Origin of the sequence: Halorubrum rubrum (genome assembly GCF_024494685.1) — an archaeon.
Classification (GTDB): domain Archaea; phylum Halobacteriota; class Halobacteria; order Halobacteriales; family Haloferacaceae; genus Halorubrum; species Halorubrum rubrum.
The window spans coordinates 222,571-248,574 of sequence record NZ_JANHDM010000002.1; the positions used below are offsets into that span (position 1 = coordinate 222,571).

21 protein-coding genes and 1 tRNA gene are annotated in these 26,004 nt (G+C 68.8%); 16 read left to right on the plus strand and 6 right to left on the minus strand.

Annotated elements, in window-relative coordinates:
- Positions 1–30 precede the first annotated feature (30 nt).
- The 3 genes from NO889_RS03305 to NO889_RS03315 all read left to right on the plus strand — a co-directional run bounded on the left by NO889_RS03305 (position 31) and on the right by NO889_RS03315 (position 4,115).
- The gene (locus tag NO889_RS03305) at positions 31–1,281 is read left to right on the plus strand and encodes a hypothetical protein (RefSeq protein WP_256410832.1); all 1,251 of its coding nucleotides are present in this window, start codon (positions 31–33) and stop codon (positions 1,279–1,281) included.
- A gap of 99 nt (positions 1,282–1,380) precedes the next feature.
- The gene (locus NO889_RS03310; RefSeq protein ID WP_256410833.1) at positions 1,381–3,219 is read left to right on the plus strand and encodes an ABC transporter substrate-binding protein; all 1,839 of its coding nucleotides are present in this window, start codon (positions 1,381–1,383) and stop codon (positions 3,217–3,219) included.
- Positions 3,216–4,115: a phosphatase PAP2 family protein gene (locus NO889_RS03315; RefSeq protein ID WP_256410834.1), complete on the plus strand. Its 900-nt coding sequence runs from the start codon at positions 3,216–3,218 to the stop codon at positions 4,113–4,115. The genes NO889_RS03310 and NO889_RS03315 overlap by 4 nt, the downstream gene beginning before the upstream one ends.
- Before the next feature lie 15 nt (positions 4,116–4,130).
- On the opposite strand, the gene NO889_RS03320 is transcribed toward NO889_RS03315, so the two are convergent.
- Positions 4,131–4,823, minus strand: coding sequence for a DsbA family oxidoreductase (locus NO889_RS03320; protein WP_256410835.1), 693 nt, complete (start codon positions 4,821–4,823; stop codon positions 4,131–4,133).
- 85 nt (positions 4,824–4,908) lie between these two features.
- Between NO889_RS03320 and thiD the strand changes: the two genes are divergently transcribed.
- Complete coding sequence (gene thiD / locus NO889_RS03325) at positions 4,909–5,742, plus strand: bifunctional hydroxymethylpyrimidine kinase/phosphomethylpyrimidine kinase (RefSeq protein ID WP_256410836.1); 834 nt, start codon at positions 4,909–4,911, stop codon at positions 5,740–5,742.
- A gap of 102 nt (positions 5,743–5,844) precedes the next feature.
- On the opposite strand, the gene NO889_RS03330 is transcribed toward thiD, so the two are convergent.
- Positions 5,845–6,678 (minus strand): DUF8054 domain-containing protein, encoded by an 834-nt coding sequence (locus tag NO889_RS03330; RefSeq protein WP_256410837.1) that lies wholly within the window; start codon positions 6,676–6,678, stop codon positions 5,845–5,847.
- 143 nt (positions 6,679–6,821) lie between these two features.
- Here NO889_RS03330 and mutS point away from each other — a divergent pair, with 143 nt between their 5' ends.
- The 3 genes from mutS to azf all read left to right on the plus strand — a co-directional run bounded on the left by mutS (position 6,822) and on the right by azf (position 10,975).
- On the plus strand, positions 6,822–9,605 hold the full coding sequence (gene mutS, locus NO889_RS03335) for a DNA mismatch repair protein MutS (RefSeq protein ID WP_256410838.1): 2,784 nt from the start codon (positions 6,822–6,824) through the stop codon (positions 9,603–9,605).
- 96 nt (positions 9,606–9,701) lie between these two features.
- Positions 9,702–10,055, plus strand: coding sequence for a cell division protein SepF (locus NO889_RS03340; protein WP_256410839.1), 354 nt, complete (start codon positions 9,702–9,704; stop codon positions 10,053–10,055).
- A gap of 113 nt (positions 10,056–10,168) precedes the next feature.
- Entirely contained in the window at positions 10,169–10,975 is an 807-nt protein-coding gene (gene azf / locus NO889_RS03345) for an NAD-dependent glucose-6-phosphate dehydrogenase Azf (RefSeq protein WP_256410840.1), read from the plus strand.
- Between the two features lie 46 nt (positions 10,976–11,021).
- Here the strand turns inward: azf and NO889_RS03350 are convergent, their stop codons facing one another.
- Complete coding sequence (locus NO889_RS03350; protein WP_256410841.1) at positions 11,022–11,816, minus strand: DUF309 domain-containing protein; 795 nt, start codon at positions 11,814–11,816, stop codon at positions 11,022–11,024.
- A gap of 108 nt (positions 11,817–11,924) precedes the next feature.
- Here NO889_RS03350 and NO889_RS03355 point away from each other — a divergent pair, with 108 nt between their 5' ends.
- Positions 11,925–13,766: a cation:proton antiporter domain-containing protein gene (locus tag NO889_RS03355; RefSeq protein ID WP_256410995.1), complete on the plus strand. Its 1,842-nt coding sequence runs from the start codon at positions 11,925–11,927 to the stop codon at positions 13,764–13,766.
- 1,260 nt (positions 13,767–15,026) lie between these two features.
- On the opposite strand, the gene NO889_RS03360 is transcribed toward NO889_RS03355, so the two are convergent.
- A tRNA-Arg gene (locus NO889_RS03360) sits at positions 15,027–15,099 on the minus strand.
- Between the two features lie 273 nt (positions 15,100–15,372).
- Between NO889_RS03360 and NO889_RS03365 the strand changes: the two genes are divergently transcribed.
- From NO889_RS03365 to prf1, 7 genes are all read left to right on the plus strand, one after another.
- Positions 15,373–16,815, plus strand: a complete 1,443-nt coding sequence (locus tag NO889_RS03365; protein WP_256410842.1) for a single-stranded DNA binding protein — start codon at positions 15,373–15,375, stop codon at positions 16,813–16,815.
- A gap of 183 nt (positions 16,816–16,998) precedes the next feature.
- The gene (locus NO889_RS03370; protein WP_256410843.1) at positions 16,999–17,430 is read left to right on the plus strand and encodes a histone; all 432 of its coding nucleotides are present in this window, start codon (positions 16,999–17,001) and stop codon (positions 17,428–17,430) included.
- Entirely contained in the window at positions 17,431–18,435 is a 1,005-nt protein-coding gene (locus NO889_RS03375) for a histone deacetylase family protein (protein WP_256410844.1), read from the plus strand. It abuts the gene before it with no gap.
- A gap of 427 nt (positions 18,436–18,862) precedes the next feature.
- Complete coding sequence (locus tag NO889_RS03380) at positions 18,863–19,798, plus strand: NAD-dependent epimerase/dehydratase family protein (protein ID WP_256410845.1); 936 nt, start codon at positions 18,863–18,865, stop codon at positions 19,796–19,798.
- Positions 19,799–19,859: 61 nt separating this feature from the next.
- Entirely contained in the window at positions 19,860–20,258 is a 399-nt protein-coding gene (locus NO889_RS03385) for a hypothetical protein (protein ID WP_256410846.1), read from the plus strand.
- 92 nt (positions 20,259–20,350) lie between these two features.
- Positions 20,351–22,132: an arginine--tRNA ligase gene (gene argS / locus NO889_RS03390; protein ID WP_256410847.1), complete on the plus strand. Its 1,782-nt coding sequence runs from the start codon at positions 20,351–20,353 to the stop codon at positions 22,130–22,132.
- A gap of 113 nt (positions 22,133–22,245) precedes the next feature.
- On the plus strand, positions 22,246–23,496 hold the full coding sequence (prf1, locus tag NO889_RS03395) for a peptide chain release factor aRF-1 (protein ID WP_256410848.1): 1,251 nt from the start codon (positions 22,246–22,248) through the stop codon (positions 23,494–23,496).
- A gap of 28 nt (positions 23,497–23,524) precedes the next feature.
- Here the strand turns inward: prf1 and NO889_RS03400 are convergent, their stop codons facing one another.
- Together NO889_RS03400 and NO889_RS03405 are read right to left on the minus strand one after the other, a co-directional pair.
- Positions 23,525–23,965 (minus strand): metal-dependent transcriptional regulator, encoded by a 441-nt coding sequence (locus NO889_RS03400; protein ID WP_256410849.1) that lies wholly within the window; start codon positions 23,963–23,965, stop codon positions 23,525–23,527.
- Positions 23,966–24,047: 82 nt separating this feature from the next.
- The gene (locus NO889_RS03405; RefSeq protein WP_256410850.1) at positions 24,048–24,533 is read right to left on the minus strand and encodes a ferritin-like domain-containing protein; all 486 of its coding nucleotides are present in this window, start codon (positions 24,531–24,533) and stop codon (positions 24,048–24,050) included.
- A gap of 118 nt (positions 24,534–24,651) precedes the next feature.
- Here NO889_RS03405 and NO889_RS03410 point away from each other — a divergent pair, with 118 nt between their 5' ends.
- Positions 24,652–25,983 (plus strand): aminotransferase family protein, encoded by a 1,332-nt coding sequence (locus tag NO889_RS03410; protein WP_256410851.1) that lies wholly within the window; start codon positions 24,652–24,654, stop codon positions 25,981–25,983.
- The last annotated feature ends 21 nt before the right edge of the window (positions 25,984–26,004 follow it).

Below are 26,004 nucleotides of genomic sequence, written 5' to 3' on the forward strand. Positions count from 1 at the left end.
TTATATGCGTTGAAAGCGTGCGAGTTGGCCATGGATCGGAAGACGGTCGCCGTCGCCCTGCTCCTCGTGGTCGGAGCGGGACTGATCCTCTCGGGATTACTCGGCGGGACCGCCGAGCGGCCGGAGCCCGGCGAGGTCCCCCAAGAGTCCCTCATCGAGGTCGAAGGCGACTACGAGCTGTGGCCGTACACGAGTCGAAGCCGATCCGTCTACGGGCAAACCCTCGCGATAAACGTCGTGTTTCAGAACGACGCCGAGACGGTCGAGCGCACGCTCACCGCGGACCCGGACGCCGACTGGCGAGAGACCGCGGCGGCCGAGGAGACCGACGAGTTCGGCGACAGGACGGGAGGCGACAACGGGACGGCGCTGACCGAGCCCGTCGACGACGAGAACGGGACGGACCCGGTTCGTGACCTCGTGGAAGGGAACTGGGAGAGCGCCAGCGGGTCGGAGCGGTACTCGTATTTCAGGGGATCGGACGGCGGCGTCTGGAAGGCGGTCACGTTCGAGATCCACGACGGGACCTACCTCGGTACGCGCGATCACATCCGTGCCTACGAGTCACCGGACGGGGAGTACACGGCGGTACAGATCCACGGGGAGTACTACGACTGGTTCCGCCTCCGTCACACCGTCTCCGACATCGACGATCCGGCGGCTCGGCTCGAGGACGAGTTCATCGACAACCCGACCGCCGCGGAGGTGAGCCGGGAGTACCGGGGGATCGAGGGGGGCTGGAGCGACGGGTGGCTCTCCGTGATCGAGGTCGCGGTCCTCCTCCCGATGGCCGGCGCGCTCCTGCGACGACGGACTCGCGAGGCGACGTGGGAGGCGGTACGCCGCCTCCGTCGGGAGGGTTGCCGACACGGCGCCGCGCTGGCCCTGGCAGTGACGCTCGCGGCGGTCTTCGTCTCGATCCGATACGTGGGGGTCGCGGTGGAGACGGCGTATCCCGCCCTCCCGCCGAAGGCGATCGCCGCGCCGCTGTATCTCGTGATCGCCGTCGGACTCCCGACGCTCGTCGTCGTCGGGAGCGAACGGGCGGACCCGACGGTGGCGTTCCTCGGGGTCGTGTTGGGTCTCGGGACGGGATTCCTCCTCGATTTCGCCGCCGTCGGGGTGGCGGTACCGCCGGGCCTCATCGTCCACCGCGTGGCGGTCCTCGTCGCGCTCGGACTGGTCGCGGTGGGACGCGCCGCGGAGGACCGGCCAGTCCTCGCCGCCGGCGTGGTCGCGTGGATCGTCGGACTGAGCCTCCCGCTCGCGGACGTGATCTGAGATGTCGGACGGGAGCTCCCCGACGGGCAAACTCGGGAGACGGGGGGCGAGGAGACACCATAGAACTGATATAGTTTCGGGGACGAGTCAGCCTGGGAAATGACGGGACCGATCAGTCGTCGTGAGGCGCTCGCGGGTATCGGCCTCGCTGTCGGGAGTGCCGGCTGTGTCGGTCGCGCACGAAACATCGCCGGACGGGATGGGTCCTCACAGCTCGTACTGGAGATCCGGACGACCCCCGCCGACGAGGACCCGAACGGGATCCGGATCGCACGGGCGCTCGCGGAGAACCTGTCCGCCGTTGGCGTCGACGCACGGGTCGAGACGATGAACGGGACCGACCTCCACCGGACGGTGCTTCTCAATCACGACTTCGACGTGTTCGTTGGACAGTACACGGAGGTGCTCCCCTTCGATCCGGACGCACTATACGGACTCGTTTACTCCGGGTTCGCCGCCGAGGCGGGATGGCAGAACCCGTTCGGATTCACCAACTTGGAGACCGACGAGCATCTCGAGGCGCAGCGGATCGCGGACGGATCCGACCGAGACGACGCCGTCGCGGAACTCCTCACCGACGTGTGTGAGAAACAGCCGTTCACCGTCGTCGCCTTCCCGGACGCGCTCGCGGCGACGCGGGCGGATCGATTCGTCGGCTGGGAGACGGGTCCCCCCGTCTCCGCGACCGGGCTTTTCCGCATGGAGTACGTCGACGCCGAAGACGACGAGGATCCGGTCACCCTCCGCCTCGTGACGACCGACGGGCGAATCTCCGAGAACTGGAACCCGATCGCGGCGGAGTACCGGCGATACGGGACGTTCATGTCGCTGTTGTACGATCGGCTCACGGTCGTCGACGACGGGACCGTGGTCCCGTGGCTCGCTCGCAGCTGGGAGTGGCACGATCCGGAGACGCTCGAGATCGAGCTACGGTCGTCGACGTGGCACGACGGGGAGCCGCTGACCGCGGACGACGTCGCGTTCACGTACGGCTTCCTCCGGGACACCTCGATGGGGAACGCCGAGACGCCGGTCCCCGCCTCGCAGTTCCGCGGACGCGGGTCGATCGTGGAGTCGACGACCGTGGTCGACGACTCGACCGTCAGACTGCGGATCGGGGAGACCGGTGCGGAAGTGACAAAACGAGCCTTACAGGTACCGATACTTCCGCAACACGTCTGGAGCGATCGGGCCGAGACGGCGACGGTCGGCGGGTTCGAGTTCGACCTCGAGACCACGGAGGCCCTCGTCATTCCCAACGAGGAGCCCGTGGGGAGCGGCCCCATGCGCTTCGTCGAGGCGACCCCCGGAGAGCGGGTCGTCTTCGAGCGGAACCCCGACCACTTCCTCGCTCGCGCCGGATCGGCCGACGGGGACGATGGGAACTCGGGCGGATCGACGGCCGAGGACGAAGGGTGGGGTTCGATCCCGGACGCGTACCGGGGGAAGCCGTCGTTCGATCGGCTCGAGGTGGCGGTCGTCGGGTCGGACGTGGAGGCGGTACAGTGGGTCGCCGACGGCCACGCCGACGGAACGGTCTCGAATTTGGGTCCGGATTCGGTTCCGCGGATCGGTCGAGAGAGCGGCGTCCGTCTCGTGAGCACGCGGTCGGCCGCGTTCTACTACGTGGGATACAACGCGCGGCGCGCCCCGCTTTCGAACCCGCGGTTCCGTGGGATCGTCGCGTCGCTCGTGGACAAGGCGACGCTCGTCGATGACGCCTTCGCCGGGTACGCACAGCCGGCCGGCAACCCGCTCGCGGCGTCGCCCGAGTGGGTCCCCGAGGACCTCCGTTGGGACGACGAGCGCGGCGAGGACCCGGTGTACCCGTTCCACGGGACGGACGGGTCGGTCGACGTGGAAGCGACGCGCGAGTCGCTCCGCGATATCGGCTATCGGTTCGACGAGTCCGACAGACTTCTGGCGCGGGAGCAATGAGTCCGCTCCTCTCGATCCTCACGAGCGTCCTGTTCTGGGTGACCGCGATGTGTCTCGTGGCGGGGGTCGCGATCGTCGGCCCGCGGCGACTGTACGGGATCGGTGAGAACCTCGTTCCGCACCTCCGCGAGTCGCGTCGCGAGGTCGCCGCCCTGCTCGTCGTGCTCGCCGTGAGCGGGGTCGGCCGTCCCGCGCTTCAGTCGGTCTCCGAGGTGTTCGGTCTCCGGCTGACCGGCGCCATCCTCGCGCTCGAGGGCGGGTTCGTCGCATGGCTCCAGGGGACCTTCCAGAGCCCGCGGCTGACGCTGTACTTCTCCTCCATCTACGTGTTCGGGTACGCGTTCCTGCTCGTGTTCCCGTTTCTCGCGTACGCGGCGCTTCCGAAGCCGACGACGTTGAAGCGACTGATCGTGGCGTACACGCTCAACTACGCGATCGGACTCGTGTTGTACACCGTCGTGTTGGCGTACGGCCCGCGAAACGTGATGCCGGACCTCGTGACCTCGCTTCTGTACACGTTCAACCCGAACTTCCAGACGCTCACCGGGGAGGTGAACGTCGAGACGAACGTGTTTCCCTCACTTCACACCTCCCTGTCGGTGACGGTCGCGGCCTTCGCGGCGCTCACCCGCGAGGAGTACCCCGCGTGGACGCCGATCGCCTGGTGGCTCGCCGGCTCCGTGGTCGTCTCGACGATGTACCTCGGGATCCACTGGCTCACGGACGTAGTCTTCGGAACCGCACTCGCGCTCGGCTGCGTGTACGCCGCCTACCGGTACGTGGATCCGACCGAGGAAGACGCTGAGCCGGACGAGAGAGAGGCTGGACCGGACGAGGGAGACGGCGGGTCGGAGCCCGGCGGGGGAGGGTCGGACTCCGCGTCGTCGACCGTCTGATCGCGGCGGAACCGGTTACGTTCCCTCGACCAGCCGACGGAGGTGCTCGGGAGGGACTGCGCCGCGGGCGGCGTGACCGTCGTACGCGAACGTCGGAACGCCGGTGACGCCGCGTCGTTTCGCCTCCTCGAACAGTTCCGTGACCGCCTCTCGGAGCGTATCGTCGTCCAGCGCGGAGCGAACCTCCGCGGGAGCGACCCCGGAGTCCGCGGCGAGCGAGACGAGGAGGTCGCGGTCGCCGATGTCCTCGCCCTCCCGCCAGAGCGCGGCGAAGATCGCCTCGTCGAACGCCAGCCACGCGTCGTAGGGGTAGTGTTCCTTCACGTAGTAGGAGACGACCTGCGCGTCGAGCGAGTCCACGTCGGTCGCGATCTCCAGGTCCATCTCGGCGTCGTACTCCTCCTGGAGCCGGCGGACGTTCTCCTTGGCCTGCGCGTAGTAGTCCTCGTCCTTCCCGTCGTCGACCGACGTGTCGATGCTCCCGTCAGATCGCCGCTTCCCGCTCCGGAGGTCGAAGGGGTGCCAGTCGATCCGGAGGTCGGCGTCGTCCTCCCCGCGCGTCTCGCGATACTGCTCGAGCGACTGCCGGCCCAGGTAACAGAACGGGCAGACGTAGTCCGAGAATATCGTGACGCTGACGGGGCCCTCCGCGGTCCCGTCGCCGGCCGCCGCGCTCGCGTTCTCGCCGTCGCTTTCGGTGTCGCTCATACCCGCCCTCCGCCCTCGACGCGGAAAGCCCGTTCGACGGCGGCGATCGCCAGCCACTAGTAAAACCGATGAATACCACTCGAGTATGGCAGCTCGCTTCGATCCCGTCTCACCGCCCGTCGCGCTGACGATCGCCGGCAGCGACAGCGGCGGCGGAGCGGGGATACAGGCGGACCTGAAGACGATGACGACCCACGGCGTCTTCGGCACGTCGGTCGTGACGGCGACGACCGCTCAGAACACCCGCGGCGTCGAGGACGTGGCCCCGCTGTCGGCCGAGCACGTGGCCGCCCAGTACGACGCGGTCGTCGAGGACTTCGCGCCCGCCGCGATCAAGACCGGGATGCTGGCGACGCGCGAGGTCGTCGAGACGGTGACGCGCGAGGTGCGGGAGTTCGACGGCCCGGTCGTCGTCGATCCGGTGATGGTGGCCGCGACGGGCGATCGGCTGCTCTCGCCCGCGGCCGAAGACGCCTACGAGGGGCTGATCGCGTCGGCGACGCTCGTCACGCCGAACGCCGACGAGGCGGCGATCCTCGTCGACGGCGCGGTCGAGACGCCCGCCGACGCCGAGCGTGCGGGTCGCGAACTCGTCGAGCGCGGCGCCGACGCGGCGCTCGTGAAAGGCGGGCACCTCGACGCCGACGGGGAGGTCGTGGTCGATACCCTGGCGTGCGGAACCGAGGGCGAGGACGCTCGCGTGCGTCGGATCGAGAACCCGCGGATCGACGCCGCGGCGACCCACGGTTCCGGCTGTACCCTGTCGAGCGCGATCGCCGCGCGGCTGGCCCGCGGCGAGCCCCTCGAGGATGCCGTCGTCGCCGCGGTCGACGACATGGGCGAGGCGATCCGGCGCGGCTACGACGTGGGGGAGGGCCCCGGCGCGGTGAACCCGACGAGGTTCGACGGCGGGCCGTGAGCCCCTCCCGGACGAGACCGGCCAACGACGCGGAGAGATGGTCCGAGAGCGGGCGCCTCCGGCGGCGACGACGGGTCGTGGTCATTCGCCTGAGGCCCTCGGTCAGTCGCTGGGGGCCGCAATCGTGGCCGGCTCGATCTCGAGGAGACGGGCGTCACATCCCCCACATCGAGCCACCACGACGTCGTGGGTGGTACAACAGGACGCCACGACTTCCTCTCCCATCGCCACGTCACCGCCGCACGTCGGACACTCCTCGACGAACAGTCGGAGCGCACCGAGAACGGTGCTCCGGGCCGGTTGCGAGAGTTCGATCCAGTCCCCCTCGGCGTCCCGCAACACGTGGTCGGCCGCCACGTCTGCCCGGAAGGCGGCCCGAGACACCCAGTGACCGACCCGCTCGCCGTCGACGGCGGCGAACACCGCGTTGCCGCGCTCTTCGACCACCAGGTCCTCGTCGGGACCGTAGACCGCGGCGAGCCGCGTGACCGCCGCGACGTCGTCCGTCTCGCGGGCGTCCTCGAGACGCGTCCGCCACGCCGACGCGAACCAGGGCGCGTATCGAAGGTCGGTCCCGTCCTCGGTCTCGACGAGCACGCCCGCCGACAGGAGGTACGACTCGGGGTCGATCGCGTCGGTCGTCGACGGCTCCGCGGTCGACGTGGGAGCCTTGCCGAACAGCGCGAGAACCCGCTTCGGGAGGTACCGCTTGGTGAGTTCGGGCGTCCCCGGAACGAGGTAGCCGCGGAGCCAGATCGCCACGAACGAGACGACGACCACGGCCGCGCCGGCCGCGGGGGTGACGCCGGTTCCGACCACGGCACCGGCGGCGAGGGCCACGGCGACGTTCACCGCCGTACAGGGGAGACACCGGTTTTCGCCGGTGTACTCGGGACGGCGAAACCGACCGATCGGCCCGTCGCGGGACAAGTCCATGCCGGAGGGGACGGCCGATGAGGCCTTGTATGTACGGTCGGTCGCGGACGCCGCGCTCACGCGGCTCCTCGGGTCTGCGACCGCCGCCTCGTCCGTCCCGAGCGACCCGTAGGGTTTTAGCCGCCGACGGCGGGAGTACGGGTATGCCAACGGGGATCGTCGGGGAGTTCCTCGAACTCAAGGAGTCGACGGACGCGGACGTCCTCGCGATGCAGTGCGGCGACTTCTACGAGTTCTTCGCCGACGACGCCGAGCTGGTCGCCGACGAGCTCGATTTGACGGTCTCACAGAAGTCCTCGCACGGGTCGTCGTACCCGATGGCGGGCGTCCCGCTCTCGGAGCTGACGCCGTACCTGAAGGCGCTCGTCGAGCGCGGCTACCGGGTCGCGGTCGCCGACCAGTACGAGACGGGGGACGGCCACGCGCGGGAGATCACCCGAGTGGTCACGCCGGGGACCCTCCTCGAGACGAGCGACGACGACGCGCGGTACCTCGCGACCGTGGTGCGCGGCGGCGGGAGCGGGGGGCACGGCGGAGACGGTGGGGCGGGCGGCGGAAGCGGGGGCGACGCCGACGACGGCCCCTACGGGGTCGCGTTCGCGGACATCACCACCGGCCGGTTCCTCGCGGCCGAACTCGCCGACCGGAGCGACCTCCGTGCGGAGCTGTACCGGTTCGATCCCGCGGAGGTGCTGCCGGGTCCCGACCTCCGGAACGACGACGCCTTCCTCGGGGCGGTCCGTGAGGACCTGACCGGCTCCGTCTCCGTCTTCGACGCGGAGGCGTTCGCGCCGGGGCGGGCGAGCCACGCGGTCCGCGAGCAGTTCGGGGCGGAGACCGCCGACAGCGTCGGGCTCGACTCCGACCCCGCGACGCGGGCGGCCGGCGCGGCGCTGGCCTACGTCGCGGAGACGGGCGCGGGCGTGCTCGCGTCGATGACCCGGCTGACGACGTACGCCGCGAGCGACCACGTCGAGCTCGACGCCACCACCCAGCGCAACCTCGAACTGACGGAGACGATGCGCGGCGACGCCGACGGGACGCTCTTCGACGCGGTCGACCACACGGTCACCGCCGCGGGCGGGCGGCTGCTCCGCGAGTGGCTCACGCGCCCGAAGCGCGACCGCGACGAGCTGGACCGCCGGCTCGACGCGGTGGCGGCGCTCGCGTCCGCGGCGCTCGCGCGCGACCGGCTCCGCGAGACGCTCGGCGACGCGTACGACCTCGAGCGGCTCGCCGCCCGGACGACGAGCGGGAGCGCGGGTGCGCGGGAGCTGTCGTCGGTCCGGGACACCCTCGCGCTGCTTCCCGCGCTCGCGGACGCGGTCGAGGGAACGCCGCTCGCCGACTCGCCGGTCGCGGGGATCCTCCGTCGGCCGGACCGTGCCCGCGCCCGCGACCTCCAAGACGAGCTGGACGGGGCGCTCGCGGAGGACCCGCCGAAGACGAAGACCGAGGGCGGGCTGTTCCGGAAGGGATACGACCCGGAGCTCGACGACCTCATCGAGCGCCACGAGGCGGCCGTCGAGTGGCTCGACACCCTCGCGGAGCGCGAGAAGCGCGACCACGGCCTCACCCACGTCACCGTCGACCGGAACAAGACGGACGGCTACTACATCCAGGTCGGAAAGTCGGTCGCGGACGAGGTGCCGGAACACTACCGGGAGATCAAGACGCTGAAGAACTCGAAGCGGTTCGTCACCGACGAGCTGGAGGAGCGGGAACGGGAGGTGCTCCGGCTGGAGGAGGCGCGCGGCGAGCTGGAGTACGAACTGTTCGAGGAGCTGCGCGAACGAGTCGCCGGGGCGGCGACGCTGCTACAGAACGTCGGCCGGGCGTTCGCGGAGGTGGACGCGCTCGCGTCGCTCGCGACGCACGCGGCGGGCAACGACTGGACGCGGCCGACGCTGACCGAGTCGCGGACCCTCTCGATCGAGGCGGGCCGGCATCCGGTGGTCGAGCGGACGACCGACTTCGTGCCGAACGACCTCGAACTCGACGCCGAGCGCGGATTCCTCATCGTCACGGGGCCGAACATGAGCGGGAAGTCGACGTACATGCGGCAGGCCGCGCTGATCCAGCTGCTCGCGCAGGCGGGGTCGTTCGTCCCGGCGCGGTCGGCCGAGGTCGGGCTCGTCGACGGGATCTACACCCGCGTGGGCGCGCTCGACGAGCTGGCGCAGGGCCGGTCGACGTTCATGGTCGAGATGCAGGAGCTGTCGAACATCCTCCACTCGGCGACCGCGGACTCCCTGGTGATCCTCGACGAGGTGGGCCGCGGTACCGCGACCTACGACGGCATCTCGATCGCCTGGGCGGCCACGGAGTACCTCCACAACGAGGTGCGCGCCCGCACCCTCTTTGCCACCCACTACCACGAGCTGACGACCCTCGCCGAGCACCTCCCGCGGGTCGCGAACGTCCACGTCGCGGTCGACGAGCGCGACGGCGACGTGACGTTCCTCCGGACGGTGCGGGACGGGCCGACGAACCGCTCCTACGGCGTCCACGTCGCCGACCTCGCGGGCGTCCCCGAGCCGGTCGTCGACCGCGCGGACCGGGTGCTCGACCGACTCCGCGAGGAGAAGGCGATCGAGGCCAAGGGCGGCTCGCCGGACGGGTCCGGCGCGACGAGACAGGCCGTCTTCGACCTCTCGACCGGCTCGTTCGCGGGGAACGAGCGCGAAGAGAGCGGGGATCGAAACGGCGACGGGCGCGACGACGACGGCCGTGACGGCGACGCACCCGACCGCGGCGACGGATCGGCCGGCGCGACGGCCGCGACCGTCGAGGAGGGGACGGGGATCGACCCGGAGACGCTGGCGGTGATCGAGGAGTTGACCGACGTCGACGTCGCGGCGACCCCGCCGGTGGAGCTGCTCTCGCGGGTCCAGGAGTGGCAGGAGCGGCTCGACGGGGGCGACTGACGGACGCTCCGAGCGACGGCGACCACCCGTCCGACGGTGACCTCGGCGACCGCGTCTGACGTAAGAACTAATGTGCGACCTCGCCGTAACACGGGTATGGGCATCATGAGCAAGATCCTCGGCGGGGGCGGGCAGCGTTCCGTCGACGACTACGTCGAACTCGACATAGACGACTTCGCCGAGGCGAGCGGGGAGGCGGGCATGAAGGTACACATCGCCGAGATCGGCGACCAGAGCGACGTCATCCCGATCAAGGACGCGGTCTACGACGGCGACTTCGTCATCGCGGACATCACTCGCCACTCCACGTCGGACCGGACAGTCGAACACATCATCGACGAGCTTCGCCAGGTGGCCGAGGAGGTCGACGGCGACATCGTCCAGAAGGGCGACGACCAGCTCGTGGTCGCGCCGACCGGCGTGACCGTCTCGCGTCAGAAGCTCTCTTGATCGGAGGCCCTCCAACGAGGGAACGAACCGCCCGTGACGGCCCGATCCCGAAGTCAGTCTCTCGGCGGTCGAACCGTGTCATATATGCCGTCCTCGCGTCCATAGTAGGCTGAATGGACGATCCGGTCCTACTCACTGGCGCGGGCGGGCGGGTCGGCCAGGCCATCCTCGATGGCATCGGCGAGGAGTACGACTGGCGGCTCCTCGACCGCGAGCCGCTCCCGGCCGCGAAGGTCCCCGACCGGGTGACCGACGCCGACCAATACGTCGCGGACATCACCGACGAGCGCGCCGTCCGCGAGGCCATGCGGGGGGTGAACGCGGTGATCCACCTCGCGGGCGACCCGCGGAAGACCGCGCCGTGGGACTCCGTCCTCCGGAACAACATCGACGGGACGCAGGCCGTGATGCGCGCCGCCGCCGAGGCCGGCGTCGAGAAGTTCGCGTTCGCCTCCTCGAACCACGCCGTCGGCGGCTACGAGACCGACGACCGGACGCCCGACCTCTACCGCCCCGACGACGACTACCGGCTCGACGGCGACGAGCTTCCCCGGCCGGGCAACCTCTACGGCGTCTCGAAGGCGACCGGCGAGTTCCTGGGTCGGTACTACCACGACGAGTTCGGGATGGCCGTCGTCTGCGTCCGCATCGGCAACCTCACCAAGGACCATCCGCCGCGCGAGTACGAGCGCGGCCAGGCGATGTGGCTCTCGCATGGCGACTGCGCGCATCTCTTCGAGCGGTGTCTTCTGGCGGAGTACGGCTTCGAGATCGTCTACGGCATCTCCGATAACGACCGAAAGTACTACTCGATCGACCGCGCCCGCGAGATCCTCGGGTACGATCCGCAGGACAACTCCGCGAACTACACCTTCGAGGGCGACCCGATCGCCGAGGACCCGCCGACCGACGAGCCCTGAGGATCCGTCGACGCCGCCGACGATGCCGACGTCGTCGCCGCGCCGATCACTCGAAGAGTCCCGACACGTCCCGTCGCTCGCGACGGTCCCGGTCGACGTGATCGGCGATCCGGGCCGCGATCTGCGGGCGCGCCTCCGGCCGTCGGAGATACGCGAACACGAGCTCCGTGACTCGCGTCCGGCCCGTTCCCCGTTCCTCGCGGGCGAGCCGCGCCGCCGACGACAGCGTCTCCTCGTCCCCGGCGTCGACCGCCGCCGCCAGCGCGGGCGCGGCCGCGAGCGTCGCCGCCAGATCCAGGTCCTCGAACCCGACGGCGACGCCGTCGATCCGGAGCGTCGGGGGTTCCGGGCCGGGTTCGTCGGGCGAGGTGGAAGCGGCGTCGGGCGTCTCGAGCGCGTCGGCGAGCTCACGGCACCACTCACGAACCGGCTCGAGGACGAGCCCGCGGTACCCCCCGCCGACCCCTCCGAGGAGGGTCACGGCGCGCGTACCGTGTTCGGCGGCGTCGGACCGCTCCCCGCCTCTCGCGCGATCGGCCGCGGTCGCGACCGCGAGTAGCCCCCGGAGAACTCGTTCGTCCTCGCCTTCGCACTCGGCGGCGGCATCGGTGGCGTCGTCGTTACCGCCGGCGGCGACATCGCTACCGTCCTGGTCGACGACCGCGTTCAGCGCCGCTTCCCACCGATCGCGCGCCGCCAGGACGTGTCCGGCGTTGAACAGGGCCACCCCTGCCTCGAACGCCGCGTCGACGGCCTCGTTCCTGGCGTCGCCGTTAGCGTCGCTGGCGTCGGCGGGGCGGTCGTCGCGATCCCCGGCGTCGCCACGAGCGTCGCGTGTCACGCGGTCGTCTCGGTCGGCGCGGAAGATAAACCCCGGCTCGATCGGCACCGAACCAACACGATAATGTGAGTCAAATACAATAGTAAGTTAGACGTGTCAAGTAGCCTTCTGCCGGTCGTCGCAGTCGTCCTCGTCTCGGGACTCGGCGTACAGCTGCTCGCACACCGGCTGAAGGTTCCGAGCGTGGTCTTCTATCTCGTTATCGGGGTCGTCTTAGGTCCCGAGATGCTCGGGCTCGTGACGCTGGACACGTTCGGAGAGGGCCTCGAGATCATCGTCGGCCTCAGCGTCGCGATCATCGTCTTCGAGGGGGCGTTCGCGCTGCGGATCGACCGGATCCGGCGCGCGTCGACCGTCTCGCTCCGGCTGGTCACGATCAGCGCTGCCGTGATGTTCCTCGGGACCGCGATCGCGGTGCGCGTCCTCGAGGGGGCCACCTGGGAGATCGCGCTGCTGATCGGGGCGCTGCTCGTCGCGACCGGCCCCACGGTGATCACGCCCATCCTCGACGTCGTCCGGGTCAGAGACCACGTCGCGACCGCGCTGGAGACGGAGGGGATCGTCAACGACGTGACGGCGGCGATCGTCGCGGTGGTCGTCTTCGAGACGCTGCTTCTCGACGACCTCGGCGTGCCCGCGACGCTCGTGTCTTTTCTCCAGCGGTTCGGCACCGGCGTCGCCGCCGGGATCCTCGCGACGGTCATTATCTACCTGCTCTTAGAGAGCGAGTTGGTTCCCGAACGCGACGTTCAGGCGTCGCAGTTCCTCGTGTTGGCCGCGGCGGTCGGGTCGTTCGCGGCCGCCGAGGCCGTCGCGGCCGAGGCGGGGATCGCCGCGGCGGCGACGAGCGGGATGCTGCTCGGGAACGCCGACATCGACAACAGAGAGGAGATCGAGCGGTTCGCACAGAACACGACGCTCATCGTGCTCTCGTTCGTGTTCATCTCGCTGGCGGCGCTGATAGACGTCGAGGCGATCCTCGGGCTGGGGCTCGGCGCGGTCGGGCTCGTCCTCGTGGTCATGCTCGTGTTGCGCCCGTTGGGGGCGTTCATCGCCACGTTCGGCGTCGAGCGGTTCACGCGGGCCGAGCGGCTGTTCATCGCGGCCGTCGGGCCGCGCGGGATCATCCCGGCGAGCGTGGCGACGCTGTTCGCCATCGAGCTGGAGCTGGCGGGGAACCTCGCGGCCGGACAGCTGCTCGTCGGGACGGTGTTCGCCGTCATCTTCGCGACGGTCGCGGTCGAGGCGGGGCTGGCGCGGCAGATCGGCGAGTACCTCGGAGTGTCACCAATGCGTACGATAATCATCGGCGGGGGTCGGATCGGCCGAGCGCTCGCCACACGACTGGAGAACAGGGGCGAATTCGTCGTCATCGTCGAGTCCGACGCGGACGTGGTCGAGAGCGCGCGCGCCGAGGGGTACACCGTTCACGAGGGCGACGGAAGCGAGGCGGCGGCGTTGCGTAACGCCGGGATCGAGGACGCCAAACGGGTCATCACCACGACTGCCGACGACGACATCAACCTCCTCGCGTGTCAGCTCGCGATCACCAAATTCGACGTCAGGTCGGCGTACTCGCGCGTGAACGACCCCGAGAACGTCGACGCGTTCGAGAGCGTCGGTGTCGAGGCCATCGACGCCACGACGGCGACCGCGGTCGCCATCGACGACGAGATCGAGCGCCCGGCGCTCACCCACTGGATGAACGAGCTCGGCGACAGCCACGACGTCCAGGAGGTGGAGGTGACCTCCGAGAAGCTCGCTGGAAAGACCATCCGCGACCTCAACTCGGACATCCCCGACGGGGCGTTCGTCGCCGTCATCAGCCGTGACGGCGAGAACCGCGTCCCCTCCGCGGACAGCGTGTTGGAGTACGGCGACCACGTCACGTTCATCGGCGACAGCGACGCGGTTCGTCAGGCGATGGACCGGTTCCACCCGCACGACTAAGGCGGCGAGAATTGAGATTCCAGGTGGGGACTCATGCGGTTTTACGATCTTACAAACCGATTCGTATGAGATGATTTTCCACGTTTTCAGGCGAACCGGGCAGTACAATCGGTGTACGAATTGATCGGCCCGAACAGTCCCAGAAGAATCTTTGAGCCGATGTGTTATTCAGGTTGGACGCTTGAGAACAGGTATGATCGGTACAGGGACTCAGATCATCGCAATTACGTTCACCGTTGTGATGGTGCTGACTTTAGCTATGCTGCTACGATTGCTGAAGAATTTTCGTGAGCTGTGAGATCCCTGTACTGAGCGAATCTAATTCCACAAAAAAATACACAAATTGGGCTTTGTTGAAATTCTATTCTTCAGATATATTCTCACCTGAAACAGCCGGTCGATGAGAACTGCTTGTAGCACGGGTGTTTCGTAAGTGATCGAGGTGATACGAAGGGGATCGTTGCTGGCGCGGTGAACACCTCCAAAGCCCCAGCCGCGAGGACTCACGGCTTCACCGTTCGCCAGTCGAGGGCTCCCTTCGGTCGCCCTCGCACGACTCGCGCGGCTCGCTGCGCTCCTCGCTCAGTCGCTTTGCTCCTTCGCTGCGGTGTCGCCGGCGGCTCCGCCGCCGGCTGCCCGTGGCGCGTAGCGCCACGCTGCTTACGTCGCCGAGCTTCGTCCTCGCGGCTGCCCCTTTGAATCCCACCCCGCACCGCACAACCCCGCACCTCACGCCTCTCCAACCTCGCCGCTCACTTCGTTCGCGGCGTCCCTCGCGGGCTCCTCGCGGCCTCCGGCCGCTCGGAGGCGCAGGGCGAGAGCGAAGCTCTCGCTTGAAGCCGGCGGCAGAGCCGCCGGCGACGCCACCGCTCGGGCGATCGCTCGTTGCTTCGGCTGTACTGACTGCGACTGGGTCAGAATATATCACTTGGTGAGAATTTCAACAGAGCCACAAATTGTTCTATGGCGTCCTGACGGAGTCCTGCGCGAGCGGTGCGAGGGCGACCGAAGGGAGCCCTCGAAAGTGAGCGGCGAAGCCGCGAACGAGCGAGCGCAGGGCACGTCAGGAGGCGAACGCCGCGGCTGTCGAACGAAGTGAGACAGCCGCAAAGTGAGCGTCCTGACGGAGATTTGAACTCGAAAAGACGATCCGGTCGCTCACTTCGTTCGCTCCCGGCTGCGACTTTTCTACTCAGATCTCCTCGGAGTTTCTTTCAGCACGTGCTGCTCGCTTCGCTCGCAGCGTTGTGCTGAAAGAAACGTCCTGACGGAGATTTGAACTCCGGTCCCTGGCTCCGCAAGCCAAGAGGATAGTCCACTACCCTACCAGGACTCGAGTACACGTACCGCCGAGATACTTAAGACGGTTACGGTCCGGCGTCCGCGTGTCCGACGGTCGCACGGATCGGTCGGGGACGCGGGCCGGATCGACGCCGACCGGACGATCGCGACGACTGAACGTTTTTGTATCGAACCGGGACGAGTGCGGGGTATGCCGAGCGAGAACGCGACCCGAAAGCGGGGGGAGAACGCGGCCGACGAGGACGGGGAAACGGCGCAAGGACAACGCTTATCCGCGGAGTCGACGACCCTACGAGGTACGCGTATGGGAGCCATAGAGGACGTCTACGAGGACCTCGAGACCGACGTCGAGTTCGAGGAGTTCGCGGCCGCCGTCGAGGACAAAGTCGAGCAGATGGGCGGGCTCGCGGACGAGGAGACCGCCGCGATGCTCATCGCGCACGAACTCCGCGACGAGGAGGCCGACACCATCGCCGACATCGAGCCCGGCATGAACGACGTGAAGTTCCTCGGGAAGGTGACCTCCATCGGCGACGTCCGCACGTTCGAGCGCGACGGCGAAGACGACGAGGGTCGCGTCTGTAACGTCGACGTCGCGGACGCCTCCGGCTCCGTCCGAGTCGCCCTCTGGGACGAGATGGCGACCGCGGCCGAGGAGGAGCTTGAGGTCGGTCAGGTGTTGCGGGTCATGGGCCGGCCGAAGGAGGGGTACAGCGGCCTCGAGGTGAGCGCCGACAAGGTCGAACCCGACGAGGACGCCGAGGTCGACGTCCAGGTGCTCGACACCTATCGCGTCGAGGACCTCACGCTCGGGGCCTCCGACGTCGACCTCGTCGGGAAGGTGCTCGACACGGACACGATCCGGACGTTCGACCGCGACGACGGGAGCGAGGGCCGGGTGGCGAACCTCACCGTCGGCGACGAGACCGGGCGGGTCCGGGTCACGCTGTGGGACGACAAGGCCGACCTCGTCGAGGAGTTCGCATCGGGCGAGGTCGTCGAGGTGGGCGACGGCTACGTCCGCGAGCGCGACGGCGACCTCGAGTTACACGTCGGCGACCGAGGCACCGTGGAGGCGGTCGACGAGGACGTCGAGTACGTCCCGGAGACGACCGACATCGCCGAACTGGAGATCGGTGAGACCGTCGACGTCGCCGGCGGCGTCATCGAGACGGACCCCAAACGGACGTTCGACCGCGACGACGGGAGCGAGGGGCAGGTCCGCAACGTCCGGATCAAAGACGACACCGGGGAGATCCGCGTCGCGCTGTGGGGCGAGAAGGCCGACCGCGATATCGAGCTGGCGGACCGGGTCGTCTTCACCGACGTGGAGATACAGGACGGGTGGCAGGACGATCTGGAGGCGTCCGCGAACTGGCGCTCGACCGTCTCCGTGCTCGACGCCGCCGGCGACGGAACGGCGGGCGACGGCGCGGACGACGGAACGGCGGACGCGACGAGCGGGACGGCGGCCGACACGGGGCTGGACGCCTTCGGCGACTCCGCGGGATCGGGCGACGAGGCGGTGGCGGACGGGGACGGCTCCGCGACGGCGACGGCCGACTCCGGCTCCGCCGAGAACGTGGAGTTCACGGGGACGGTCGTCCAGACAGGGGACCCAGTCGTGTTGGACGACGGAGAGCGGACGAAAAGCGTCGAGACGGGTGCGAGCCTGCGGCTCGGCGAGGAGATCACGGTTCGCGGCCCGGAACGCGACGGGACGATCCACGCCGAGGACGTGTTCTGACCGCCCCCCGCCCTGGCTCTCGAGGACGGAGCACGCCGGAAGCTCGAGGGTCGTATCCGGCGTGAGACGCCGATCGACGGATCCGGAGCGAAACGACTCGCTGAGTGGCTTCGAGGCCGTCGTTCGGCCGCGTAAACGCCGGTAACGGAAAGCGTTATACGGTGGACGAACCCGACTGTGTGTATGAGTGTCGAGTTGCCGTTCGCGCCGGTCGATACCATCATCCGGCGGAACGCCGGCGAGCTCCGGGTCAGCGCCGACGCCGCCGAGGAGCTGGCCCGGCGGATCCAGTCGCACGGCGCGGAACTGGCGATCGACGCGGCCGACCGCGCGACGGCCGACGGACGGAAGACGCTGATGGCGTCCGATTTCGGCGTCGAGCAGGTCATCTCCCGCGAGGAGCTCTCCCTCCCCGTCGCGCCCATCGACCGGATCGCGCGGCTCCGCATCGACGACCGGTATCGCGTCGGCGTCGACGCGCGGATCGCGCTGGCCGACATCCTCGAGGACTACGCCGACAACGTGGCGAGCGCCGCGGCGACGCTGGCCCGCCACGCGGACCGCCGGACCGTACAGGCCGAGGACATCGAGACGTACTTCGCGCTGTTCGAATAGATGCGCTTCGGCTACAGCGAGCGGTGCCTCGACCACGACACCGGCGACCGACATCCAGAGAACCCGGATCGGCTGCGTGCGATCCGGCGGGGGCTCGCGAAGCGCCACGGCGTCGAGTACGTCGAGGCGTCGCCGGCGGATCGCGAGGCGGTGACCGCCGTCCACGACGATGACTACGTCGACGAACTCGAGACGTTCTGTGCGGACGGGGGCGGCAACTGGGACCCCGACACCGTCGCGGGCGAGGCGACGTGGGACGCCGCGCTCTCGGCGGCCGGACTGGCCGGGTGGGCGGTCGAGGCGGCGCTGGACGGCGAGAACGGACGAAAGACCCCGTTCGCGATCGGTCGGCCGCCGGGACACCACGCGGTCACCGACGACGCGATGGGGTTCTGTTTCTTCAACAACGCCGCGGTCGCGGCACAGCGCGTCATCGACGCCGGCCGCGCCGAGCGTGTGGCGATCCTCGACTGGGACGTCCACCACGGAAACGGCACCCAGGACATCTTCTACGACCGGGGCGACGTGCTGTACGCGTCGATCCACGAGGACGGGCTCTACCCCGCGACGGGCGATCTGACCGAGACGGGTGAGGGCGACGGCGCGTGTACGACGGTGAACCTCCCGCTCGCGGCCGGGGCTGGCGACGCCGACTACCGCTACGCGGTCGACGAGGCGATCGATCCGGCGTTCGACAGGTTCGATCCCGACCTCGTGATCGTCTCCGCGGGGTTCGACGCACACCGTCACGATCCGATCTCGCGGATGCGCGTCTCCTCGGAGGGGTACGCGCTGTTGACCGACCGGATCCGGACGGTCGCGGACGACGTCGACGCAGCCGTGGCGTACGTCCTGGAGGGCGGGTACGGCCTCGACACGCTTGCGGAGGGGGTGTCGATGGTTCACGAGACGTACGACGGCCGAACGCCCGTCGATCCCGACGGCGACCCCAGCGAGAAGACCGAGAGCCGGGTCGCCGACCTTCGGTCGGCACTGGGGTTGTAGCCGGCTGGCGACTCGGTCGGGGACGACACCCTGACGAACCGGAGGGCCTCCGAGCGAACGCAGGACACGAGCGGGGAGAGACCGGAGGACCCTCCGACGGTCGGCGATAAGCGGCGGTGACGAGGCTGGGGAAGCGTGCTGCGGTGCCGGGCGGATCCCGCGGCACTGCGAACGGGACACGAACGTCACGACCCCCACAGCGAAGCGAGCAGGAACTGAGCGAGACCGGAGGTCTCGCTGGCTCACGCGGTGAAAGCACGAAACCGTCTTCGGATGGTTCCGGATCGGACGCGAGGGGTGACCGGGGGACGGCGGCGACGACGTCCGGGATCCGCCGGAACGTCCGATCCCGGAGAATCCGCGGGACTCCCCCGCGCCGCCCGTCCGAATTCCACACGTACTTACCCGCTACCGCTCACGGACGCGTATGGATCTCGTTGATTCACGCGTACTCATCACGGGCGGGGCTGGACTGGTCGGGAGTCACCTCGCCACCCGTCTCCTCGAGGAGGGCGCGACCGTCCGAGTCGCCGACGACCTCTCGAAGGGCGGACGTGACCGGGTGCCGGAGGGAGCCGAGTTCGTCGAGGCGGACGTGACCGACCCCGACGACGTCGCCGAAGCCGTCACCGCGGACCTCGACGTCGTCTTCCACTTCGCCGCGTACACGGACACGAACTACGAGGACGACCGCGAGCTGTTCGAGGCGAACACCGAGATGACGTACAACGTCTTGGAGCGAGTGGCCGAGGTCGGCGTCGACCGGTTCGCGTTCACCTCCTCGTCGACCGTGTACGGGGAGGCCCCCCGCCCGACGCCGGAGGACCACGCGCCGATGGAGCCGATCTCCATTTACGGCTCCTCCAAGCTGGCCGACGAGGCGCTGATATCGACGTACGCGCACTCCTACGGGGTCAGGTCGTGGGTGTTCCGGTTCGCGAACATCGTCGGCCCCCACCAGCGCGGGAACGTGATCCCCGACTTCATCCAGAAGCTCGAGGACGACTCGACCGAACTCGAGATCCTCGGCGACGGCCGCCAGGAGAAGTCGTACATGCACGTCACCGACTGCGTCGACGCGATCCGCCACGTCGTCGAACACGCGGACGACGACCTCAACGTGTACAACCTCGGCACGCGGACGACGACCTCGGTCACCGACATCGCCGACGTCGTGAGCGAGGAGCTCGGCGTCGACCCCGAGTACGCCTACACCGGCGGCGACCGCGGCTGGACCGGCGACGTGCCACGGATGCGGCTCTCGATCGAGCGGCTCGCCGACCTCGGCTGGGAGCCGTCGATCGAGAGCGACGAGGCGGTCCGGCGCGCGGCGCGACAGCTGATCGACGAGATCGTCGAGTGAGCGGCTACCAGGTCCCGTTCCGCCGGAACGCCTATCACCGCGTTTCGACGATCCGATGACGATGGTCCTGAGAAAGTGGTGTCCCGACCGCCCTCCGACGTGGACGGACGTGCTCGTCGGCGTTCTCGCCCTGCTCTGGATACCGATCAACCTGGCGTCGCTCCGGACGATTCACTGGAGTTGGGTGTTCGGCGGCGTCGCGATCGGTTTGGTCGCGACGGGGCCGATCGCCAACTCACGGAGCGGTAAACGGGTCGGAGCGTGGTTCCGAACGATCGGTGTCGGAGGGAGACTAGTGGTCATCCTCTCCTTCGCCGCGGCCGTCTGGATCGTGAGCAACCGGGTCGACGTTCCGAGCGAGATCGTCACCAGCGCCGCGGGAGGGTTCATGATCTCGTTGGTGGTGTACCTTCTCGTGTCTCTGATCCATTCGGGTGGGATCCGGCGGATCGACGACTAGTCGCCGTCCGTCTCCGTTTCCGCTTCGGATCGGTTCGATTCCCGCCGAGCCGCTTCGGAAGGCCCTTTTAATCCGCCCGTCGAACGGACGGTATGTTCAGACAGTTCCGGTCGGAGGTCGAGGCGGCGCTCTCGGACGCGCTCGCCGCCCTCGATCTCCCGACCGACGACCTCGGCATCGAACGCCCGCCCGACGAGATGGACGCGACGCTCGCCTCCAGCGTCGCCTTCCGGCTCGCGGGCGAGGTCGGCGAGGCGCCGCCGAACGTCGCGAGCGACGTCGCCGAGGCGGTCGACGTCGACCCCTACGACTACCTCGTCGGCGTCGACACCGCCGGCCCGTACGTCAACTTCCACGTCGGCGAGCGCTACCTCGCGGACGCGCTCGACGCGGCGGCCGGAAACGAGGCGTACGGGACGCTCCCCGACCGGGACACCTCGGTCGTCGTCGAACACACGAGCGCGAATCCCACCGGGCCGGTCCACGTGGGGCGCGCCCGTAACCCGATCGTCGGCGACGCGGTCGCGAACCTCCTCGAGTACGCCGGCTACGACGTGGACCGCCACTACTACGTCAACGACGCGGGCCGCCAGATGGCGGTGTTCACGTGGGCGTACGAGACGTTCGACGAGTCGGACCTGGAGGGGGAGCCCGCCCGCGACCGGATCGAGTACGACCTCGTGCGCTACTACCGTCGGGGAAACGCCTATCTCGAGGAGGCCGACCCCGACGACGTCGAGGCCGCGGAGGCCGAGATATCGGCCATCCTCCAGGGGTTGGAGGCGGGCGACGAGGCGGCGTACGAGCGCGTCGGCGCGGTCGTCGACGCGGTACTCGGCGGCATGAAGGACTGTCTCGCCCGGCTCCCAGCGGAGTTCGACGAGTTCGTCAAGGAGACGCGATTCATGCGCGACGGCTCGACCGACGAGATCGCGGCGCGGCTCAAGGAGACCGACCACGCCGTCTACGAGGAGGACGCCTGGCAGCTCGAGCTCGACGAGTGGGGGATCGACAAGAACCTCGTCTTCTTACGCTCCGACGACACCAGCCTCTACACCACCCGCGATCTCGCCCATCACGAGTGGAAGTTCGCGAACTACGACCGCGCCGTCACCGTCCTCGGCGAGGACCACAAGCTCCAGGCCGACCAGCTCGACGCCGCGCTCGAACTGCTCGGCAACGACACCGACGCGCTCGGTCACGTCATCTACTCGTACGTCAACCTCCCCGACGGGAAGATGTCCACCCGGAAGGGCACCGGGGTCATGCTCGACGACCTCCTCGACGAGGCGATCGACCGTGCCCGCGAGGCGGTCGAGAGCCGGATGGACGACCGGATCCGCGACGACGACCTGACCGACGAGGACGTCGAGCGCATCGCCCACCAGGTCGGGATCGGCGCGGTGCGGTACGACATCGTCTCGAAACAGCCCGCGAAGGCGATCACCTTCGAGTGGGAGGAGGCGCTCGACTTCGAGGCGCAGTCGGCCCCGTTCGTCCAGTACGTCCACGCGCGCTGTTGCGGCATCCTCGACGAGGCGGCCGAGGCGGGGTTCGACGTCCCCGAATCGGGCGAGTCGATCGACGTCGACGTCGGGACCCTCGAGACCGACGAGGCCGAGGCTCTGCTGCGGGAGGTCGCTCGCTTCCCGGCCGTCATCGAGTCGGCCGCCGACGACCTGGAGCCGCACACGATCGCGACGTTCACCCGCGAGTTCGCGGACGCGTACAACGCCTTCTACCGCGAGTGCCCCGTGGTGACCGCCGAGAGCGACGAACTGCGGGACGCCCGACTCGCGCTCGTCGCGGCCGCGCGCTACACGATGGCGAACGCGCTCGACGCGCTCGGCGTCTCCGCGCCCGAATCGATGTAGCGCGGGGTCGCTTCGCGTCGCGAGCGCCACTCTTCGCGGCCGAAACCGCGTCCGCGCCGCCGTCGAACCGGCGGTCAAAGGTTACTTACACGCGCCACGCCGTATTGAAGACAATGAGTAGCGACGCCCAGGAGGCGAGCAAGGACCGGCGGAAGTACGAGTTCCGCAAGGTCATCGAGGAGCTCAAGGAGTTCGAGGGCTCCGGCACGCAGCTCGTCACCATCTACATCCCCGAAGACAAGCAGATCTCGGACGTGGTCGCCCACGTCACCCAGGAACACAGCGAGGCGTCCAACATCAAGTCCAAACAGACCCGGACGAACGTTCAGGACGCGCTGACGAGCATCAAGGACCGTCTCCGCTACTACGACACCTACCCCCCAGACAACGGGATGGTGATCTTCTCCGGGGCGGTCGACGCCGGCGGCGGCCGAACCGACATGGTCACCAAGACGCTCGAATCGCCGCCGAACCCCGTCCAGTCGTTCCGCTACCACTGCGACTCCGCGTTCCTCACGGAGCCGCTCGAGCACATGCTCGCGGACTCCGGGCTCTTCGGGCTCATCGTCCTCGACAGACGGGAGGCCAACGTCGGCTGGCTGAAGGGGAAACGCGTCGAACCGGTCAAGTCCGCTTCCTCGCTCGTCCCCGGCAAACAACGGAAAGGGGGCCAGTCCGCCCAGCGGTTCGCCCGGCTCCGACTCGAGGCCATCGACAACTTCTATCAGGAGGTCGCGGGGATGGCCAACGACCTGTTCGTCCCCAAGCGTCACGAGCTCGACGGCATCCTCGTCGGCGGTCCCTCGCCGACGAAGGACGAGTTCCTCGACGGCGACTACCTCCACCACGAGCTACAGGACAAGGTGCTCGGGAAGTTCGACGTGGCCTACACCGACGAGTCCGGACTGAAGGACCTCGTCGACGCCGGCAGCGAGGCGCTCTCCGATCAGGAGATCGTCGAGGACAAACGCCACATGGAGGAGTTCTTCGAGAACCTCCACACCGGCGAGGAGGCCACCTACGGCTTCGAGGAGACCCGACGCAACCTGATCATGGGCTCCGTCGACCGGCTGCTCATCTCGGAGGACCTCCGGTCGGACGTGATCGTTTACGAGTGTCCGAACGGCCACGAGGAGTTCGAGGTGGTCGACTCGCGACACTCCACCCCCGCTCACGAGTGTTCCGAGTGCGGCGAGGACGCGGCGGTCGAGGAGCGCGAGGACGCCATCGAACACCTGATGGCGATCGCCGAACAGCGCGGCACCGACACCAAGTTCATCTCCACCGACTTCGAGAAGGGCGAACAGCTGCTCGACGCCTTCGGCGGCATCGCGGGCATCCTCCGGTACTCGACCGGCGTCTAAAACACGGGTTCGACCGCCGACTGCGTCCTCACCGCTCCGGCTCCGCCGGCACCGCCGCGACCTCCAGACACGCGCAGGCGTCGGTCTCGGGGTCGAAACAGTCCGGACACTCGGGCTGGCGGTCGATGATCGTGTCCAGCCGCTCGGCGACGGTGTCGTCTATCACCGCCTCCAACTCGTGGGCCTCCTCGCGGAACTCCTCGACGGCGAGGACGTTCGCGAGGAAGCGCTCGATGATACAGTAGGTCTGGAGCGCGTCGCGCGCCTTCACGATCCCGTCGTCGGTGAGTCGAACTCCCTTGTACTTCTCGTGTTCGGCGAGCCCGCGCTCCTCGAGCTTGCCGATCATCTCGTTGGCGCTCGCCGGACTGACCCCGAGGGCGTCGGCGATCGAGCCGGTCGAGGCGGGGCCGTCCTCCTGTTTCTGTACGACGTAGATCGTTTTGAGGTACTGGTCTGCGGTGTTCACGCTTCGCCTCCGTCCGTGGTCGTCGGCCTCCTCGGTCGTCCCGTCGGTTCGGTCCTCCGGCTCGTCGGTTCGGTCCTCCGGCTCATCGTCGTTCCATGACCTCCGTGACCTCGCTCACGCCCTCGGCCTCCTCCTCGCGGATCGCCTCCAGGGTGTCGAGCAGTTCGTCGCGGTCGACCGAGAACTCCGCGTCCGCGCCCTCTATCGCCTCGATGAGGTCGTCGTAGAACTTGTAGGCGGTCTCCTCGTTACACAGCTGGTCGTACAACACGCCGTCGAAGTCGTCCGGCTGCGTCCGCCCGTACCGCGCGTCGACGAGCGACTCGATCTCGTCGAACGGGACGCTGTCGACGCCGAGCCCCTCGATGAGCCCCTCCAACCGCGCGCGGTGCTCGGCGGACTCCTCGGCGGCGTCCGAAAGCAGCGTCTCGACCTCCTCGTCGAGCTCCGCGTCGAGGCTCTCGTAGTGGTGGTGAGCCCGCGCCTCGACGACCTCCTCCAACACGATCCCGATCTGTAGCAGTCTGGCGAGCTGGTCGTCGGAGGTGATCCGCTGGCTGACGCTCACCTCGACCACCCGTCGCCGTTCGATACGCCCGTTCGCATGGTGTCACGTCGGGGCCTCCCCGACTTAAGCGGTTCCCTCGGGGATCGATTTATCACGCCCACCCGCGAGGAAGGTCTCCATGGGCGTGTTCTACAAGTGGGGCGCGGGTCGGGACCCCGACCACCCGGAGATCGTCGACGCACACGACTCGACGCTCGTGACGGCCGGCGGCGAGGAGATCCTCGACGCGGCCGCGGGCGCGGCGGTCGTCAACCTCGGCCACTCGCCGCCCGGCGTCGCCGACGCCATGGCCGAACAGGCCGAGCGGGTCGGCTACGTCTCGACGTCGCACTTCACGACCCCGTCCGCCGAGTCGGTGGGGGAAACGCTCGCCGCGATGACGCCGGGCTCGTTGAACGAGGCGTTCTTCGTCGACTCCGGCAGCGAGGCGGTCGAGTCGGCGATCAAGCTCGCCCGCGACTACCACGTCGCCCGCGGCGAGCCGACCCGAGAGGCGGTGATCGGCCGGTGGGCCTCCTACCACGGATCGACGCTCGGCGCGCTCTCCGCCTCGGGCAACACCGGTCGGCGGACGACGTACGAGCCCTCGCTGCGGGGCTGGCCGAAGATCGCCCCCGCGTACCCGTATCGCTGGGATCACGAGGGACCTCCCGAGGAGCAGGCGGTCGCGGCCGCCGGAGAGCTGGAGCGGCTCGTCCGTCGCGTCGGCCCCGAGACGGTCTCCGCCTTCATCGCCGAGCCCGTGGGCGGGTCGAGCGTCCCCGCGACGCGTCCGCACCCCGCCTACTACCGCGAGATACGCCGGATCTGCTCGGAGTACGGGCTCCTCTTCATCGCCGACGAGGTGATGGTCGGGTTCGGCCGGACCGGCGACGCCTTCGCCTGCGGGGGGCTCGGGGTCACGCCGGATCTCATGGCGCTCGGGAAGGGGCTCTCAGCCGGCTACGCGCCGATAAGCGCGACGATGGTCGCCGACCACGTCGTCGAGACGCTCGAGGCGAACGACCACGCCTTCCAACACGGTCACACCTACAGCGGGAACCCGATCTCGACGGCGGTGGCCGACCGCGTGCTCGATCGCTACACTGAGGACCTGTTCGCGGCGGCTCGACGGCGCGGGCGGCGGCTCGAGGAGACCCTGGAGCCGCTCGTCGAGAGCCCGATCGTCGGCGAGATCCGACGGGTGGGGCTCCAGGTCGGCGTCGAGTTCGTCGCCGACCGGGAGACGAAGACGCCGTTCGATCCGGACGCCGATATCGCCGACCGGATCTACGACGCCGCGCTCGAGGACGGCGTGTACACGTATCCCGGCGGCGGCAGCGTCGACGGACGGGCCGGCGATCACCTCATGCTCGCGCCGCCGCTCACGGTCGACGACGCGGACGTCACGACGATGGGCGAGACCGTCGTCTCGGCCGTGAACCGCGTCGCCGGCGAGGAGGGATACTAACGGCGTTCTCGGAGGCGGTCG

Excerpts from the sequence above, each read along its gene's own strand:
- NO889_RS03305 (WP_256410832.1), top strand. The coding sequence starts at position 31 with ATGGATCGGAAGACGGTCGCCGTCGCCCTGCTCCTCGTGGTCGGAGCG.
- NO889_RS03310 (WP_256410833.1), top strand. The coding sequence starts at position 1,381 with ATGACGGGACCGATCAGTCGTCGTGAGGCGCTCGCGGGTATCGGCCTC.
- NO889_RS03315 (WP_256410834.1), top strand. The coding sequence starts at position 3,216 with ATGAGTCCGCTCCTCTCGATCCTCACGAGCGTCCTGTTCTGGGTGACC.
- NO889_RS03320 (WP_256410835.1), bottom strand. The coding sequence starts at position 4,823 with ATGAGCGACACCGAAAGCGACGGCGAGAACGCGAGCGCGGCGGCCGGC.
- thiD (WP_256410836.1), top strand. The coding sequence starts at position 4,909 with ATGGCAGCTCGCTTCGATCCCGTCTCACCGCCCGTCGCGCTGACGATC.
- NO889_RS03330 (WP_256410837.1), bottom strand. The coding sequence starts at position 6,678 with ATGGACTTGTCCCGCGACGGGCCGATCGGTCGGTTTCGCCGTCCCGAG.
- mutS (WP_256410838.1), top strand. The coding sequence starts at position 6,822 with ATGCCAACGGGGATCGTCGGGGAGTTCCTCGAACTCAAGGAGTCGACG.
- NO889_RS03340 (WP_256410839.1), top strand. The coding sequence starts at position 9,702 with ATGGGCATCATGAGCAAGATCCTCGGCGGGGGCGGGCAGCGTTCCGTC.
- azf (WP_256410840.1), top strand. The coding sequence starts at position 10,169 with ATGGACGATCCGGTCCTACTCACTGGCGCGGGCGGGCGGGTCGGCCAG.
- NO889_RS03365 (WP_256410842.1), top strand. The coding sequence starts at position 15,373 with ATGGGAGCCATAGAGGACGTCTACGAGGACCTCGAGACCGACGTCGAG.
- NO889_RS03370 (WP_256410843.1), top strand. The coding sequence starts at position 16,999 with ATGAGTGTCGAGTTGCCGTTCGCGCCGGTCGATACCATCATCCGGCGG.
- NO889_RS03375 (WP_256410844.1), top strand. The coding sequence starts at position 17,431 with ATGCGCTTCGGCTACAGCGAGCGGTGCCTCGACCACGACACCGGCGAC.
- NO889_RS03380 (WP_256410845.1), top strand. The coding sequence starts at position 18,863 with ATGGATCTCGTTGATTCACGCGTACTCATCACGGGCGGGGCTGGACTG.
- NO889_RS03385 (WP_256410846.1), top strand. The coding sequence starts at position 19,860 with ATGGTCCTGAGAAAGTGGTGTCCCGACCGCCCTCCGACGTGGACGGAC.
- argS (WP_256410847.1), top strand. The coding sequence starts at position 20,351 with ATGTTCAGACAGTTCCGGTCGGAGGTCGAGGCGGCGCTCTCGGACGCG.
- prf1 (WP_256410848.1), top strand. The coding sequence starts at position 22,246 with ATGAGTAGCGACGCCCAGGAGGCGAGCAAGGACCGGCGGAAGTACGAG.
- NO889_RS03410 (WP_256410851.1), top strand. The coding sequence starts at position 24,652 with ATGGGCGTGTTCTACAAGTGGGGCGCGGGTCGGGACCCCGACCACCCG.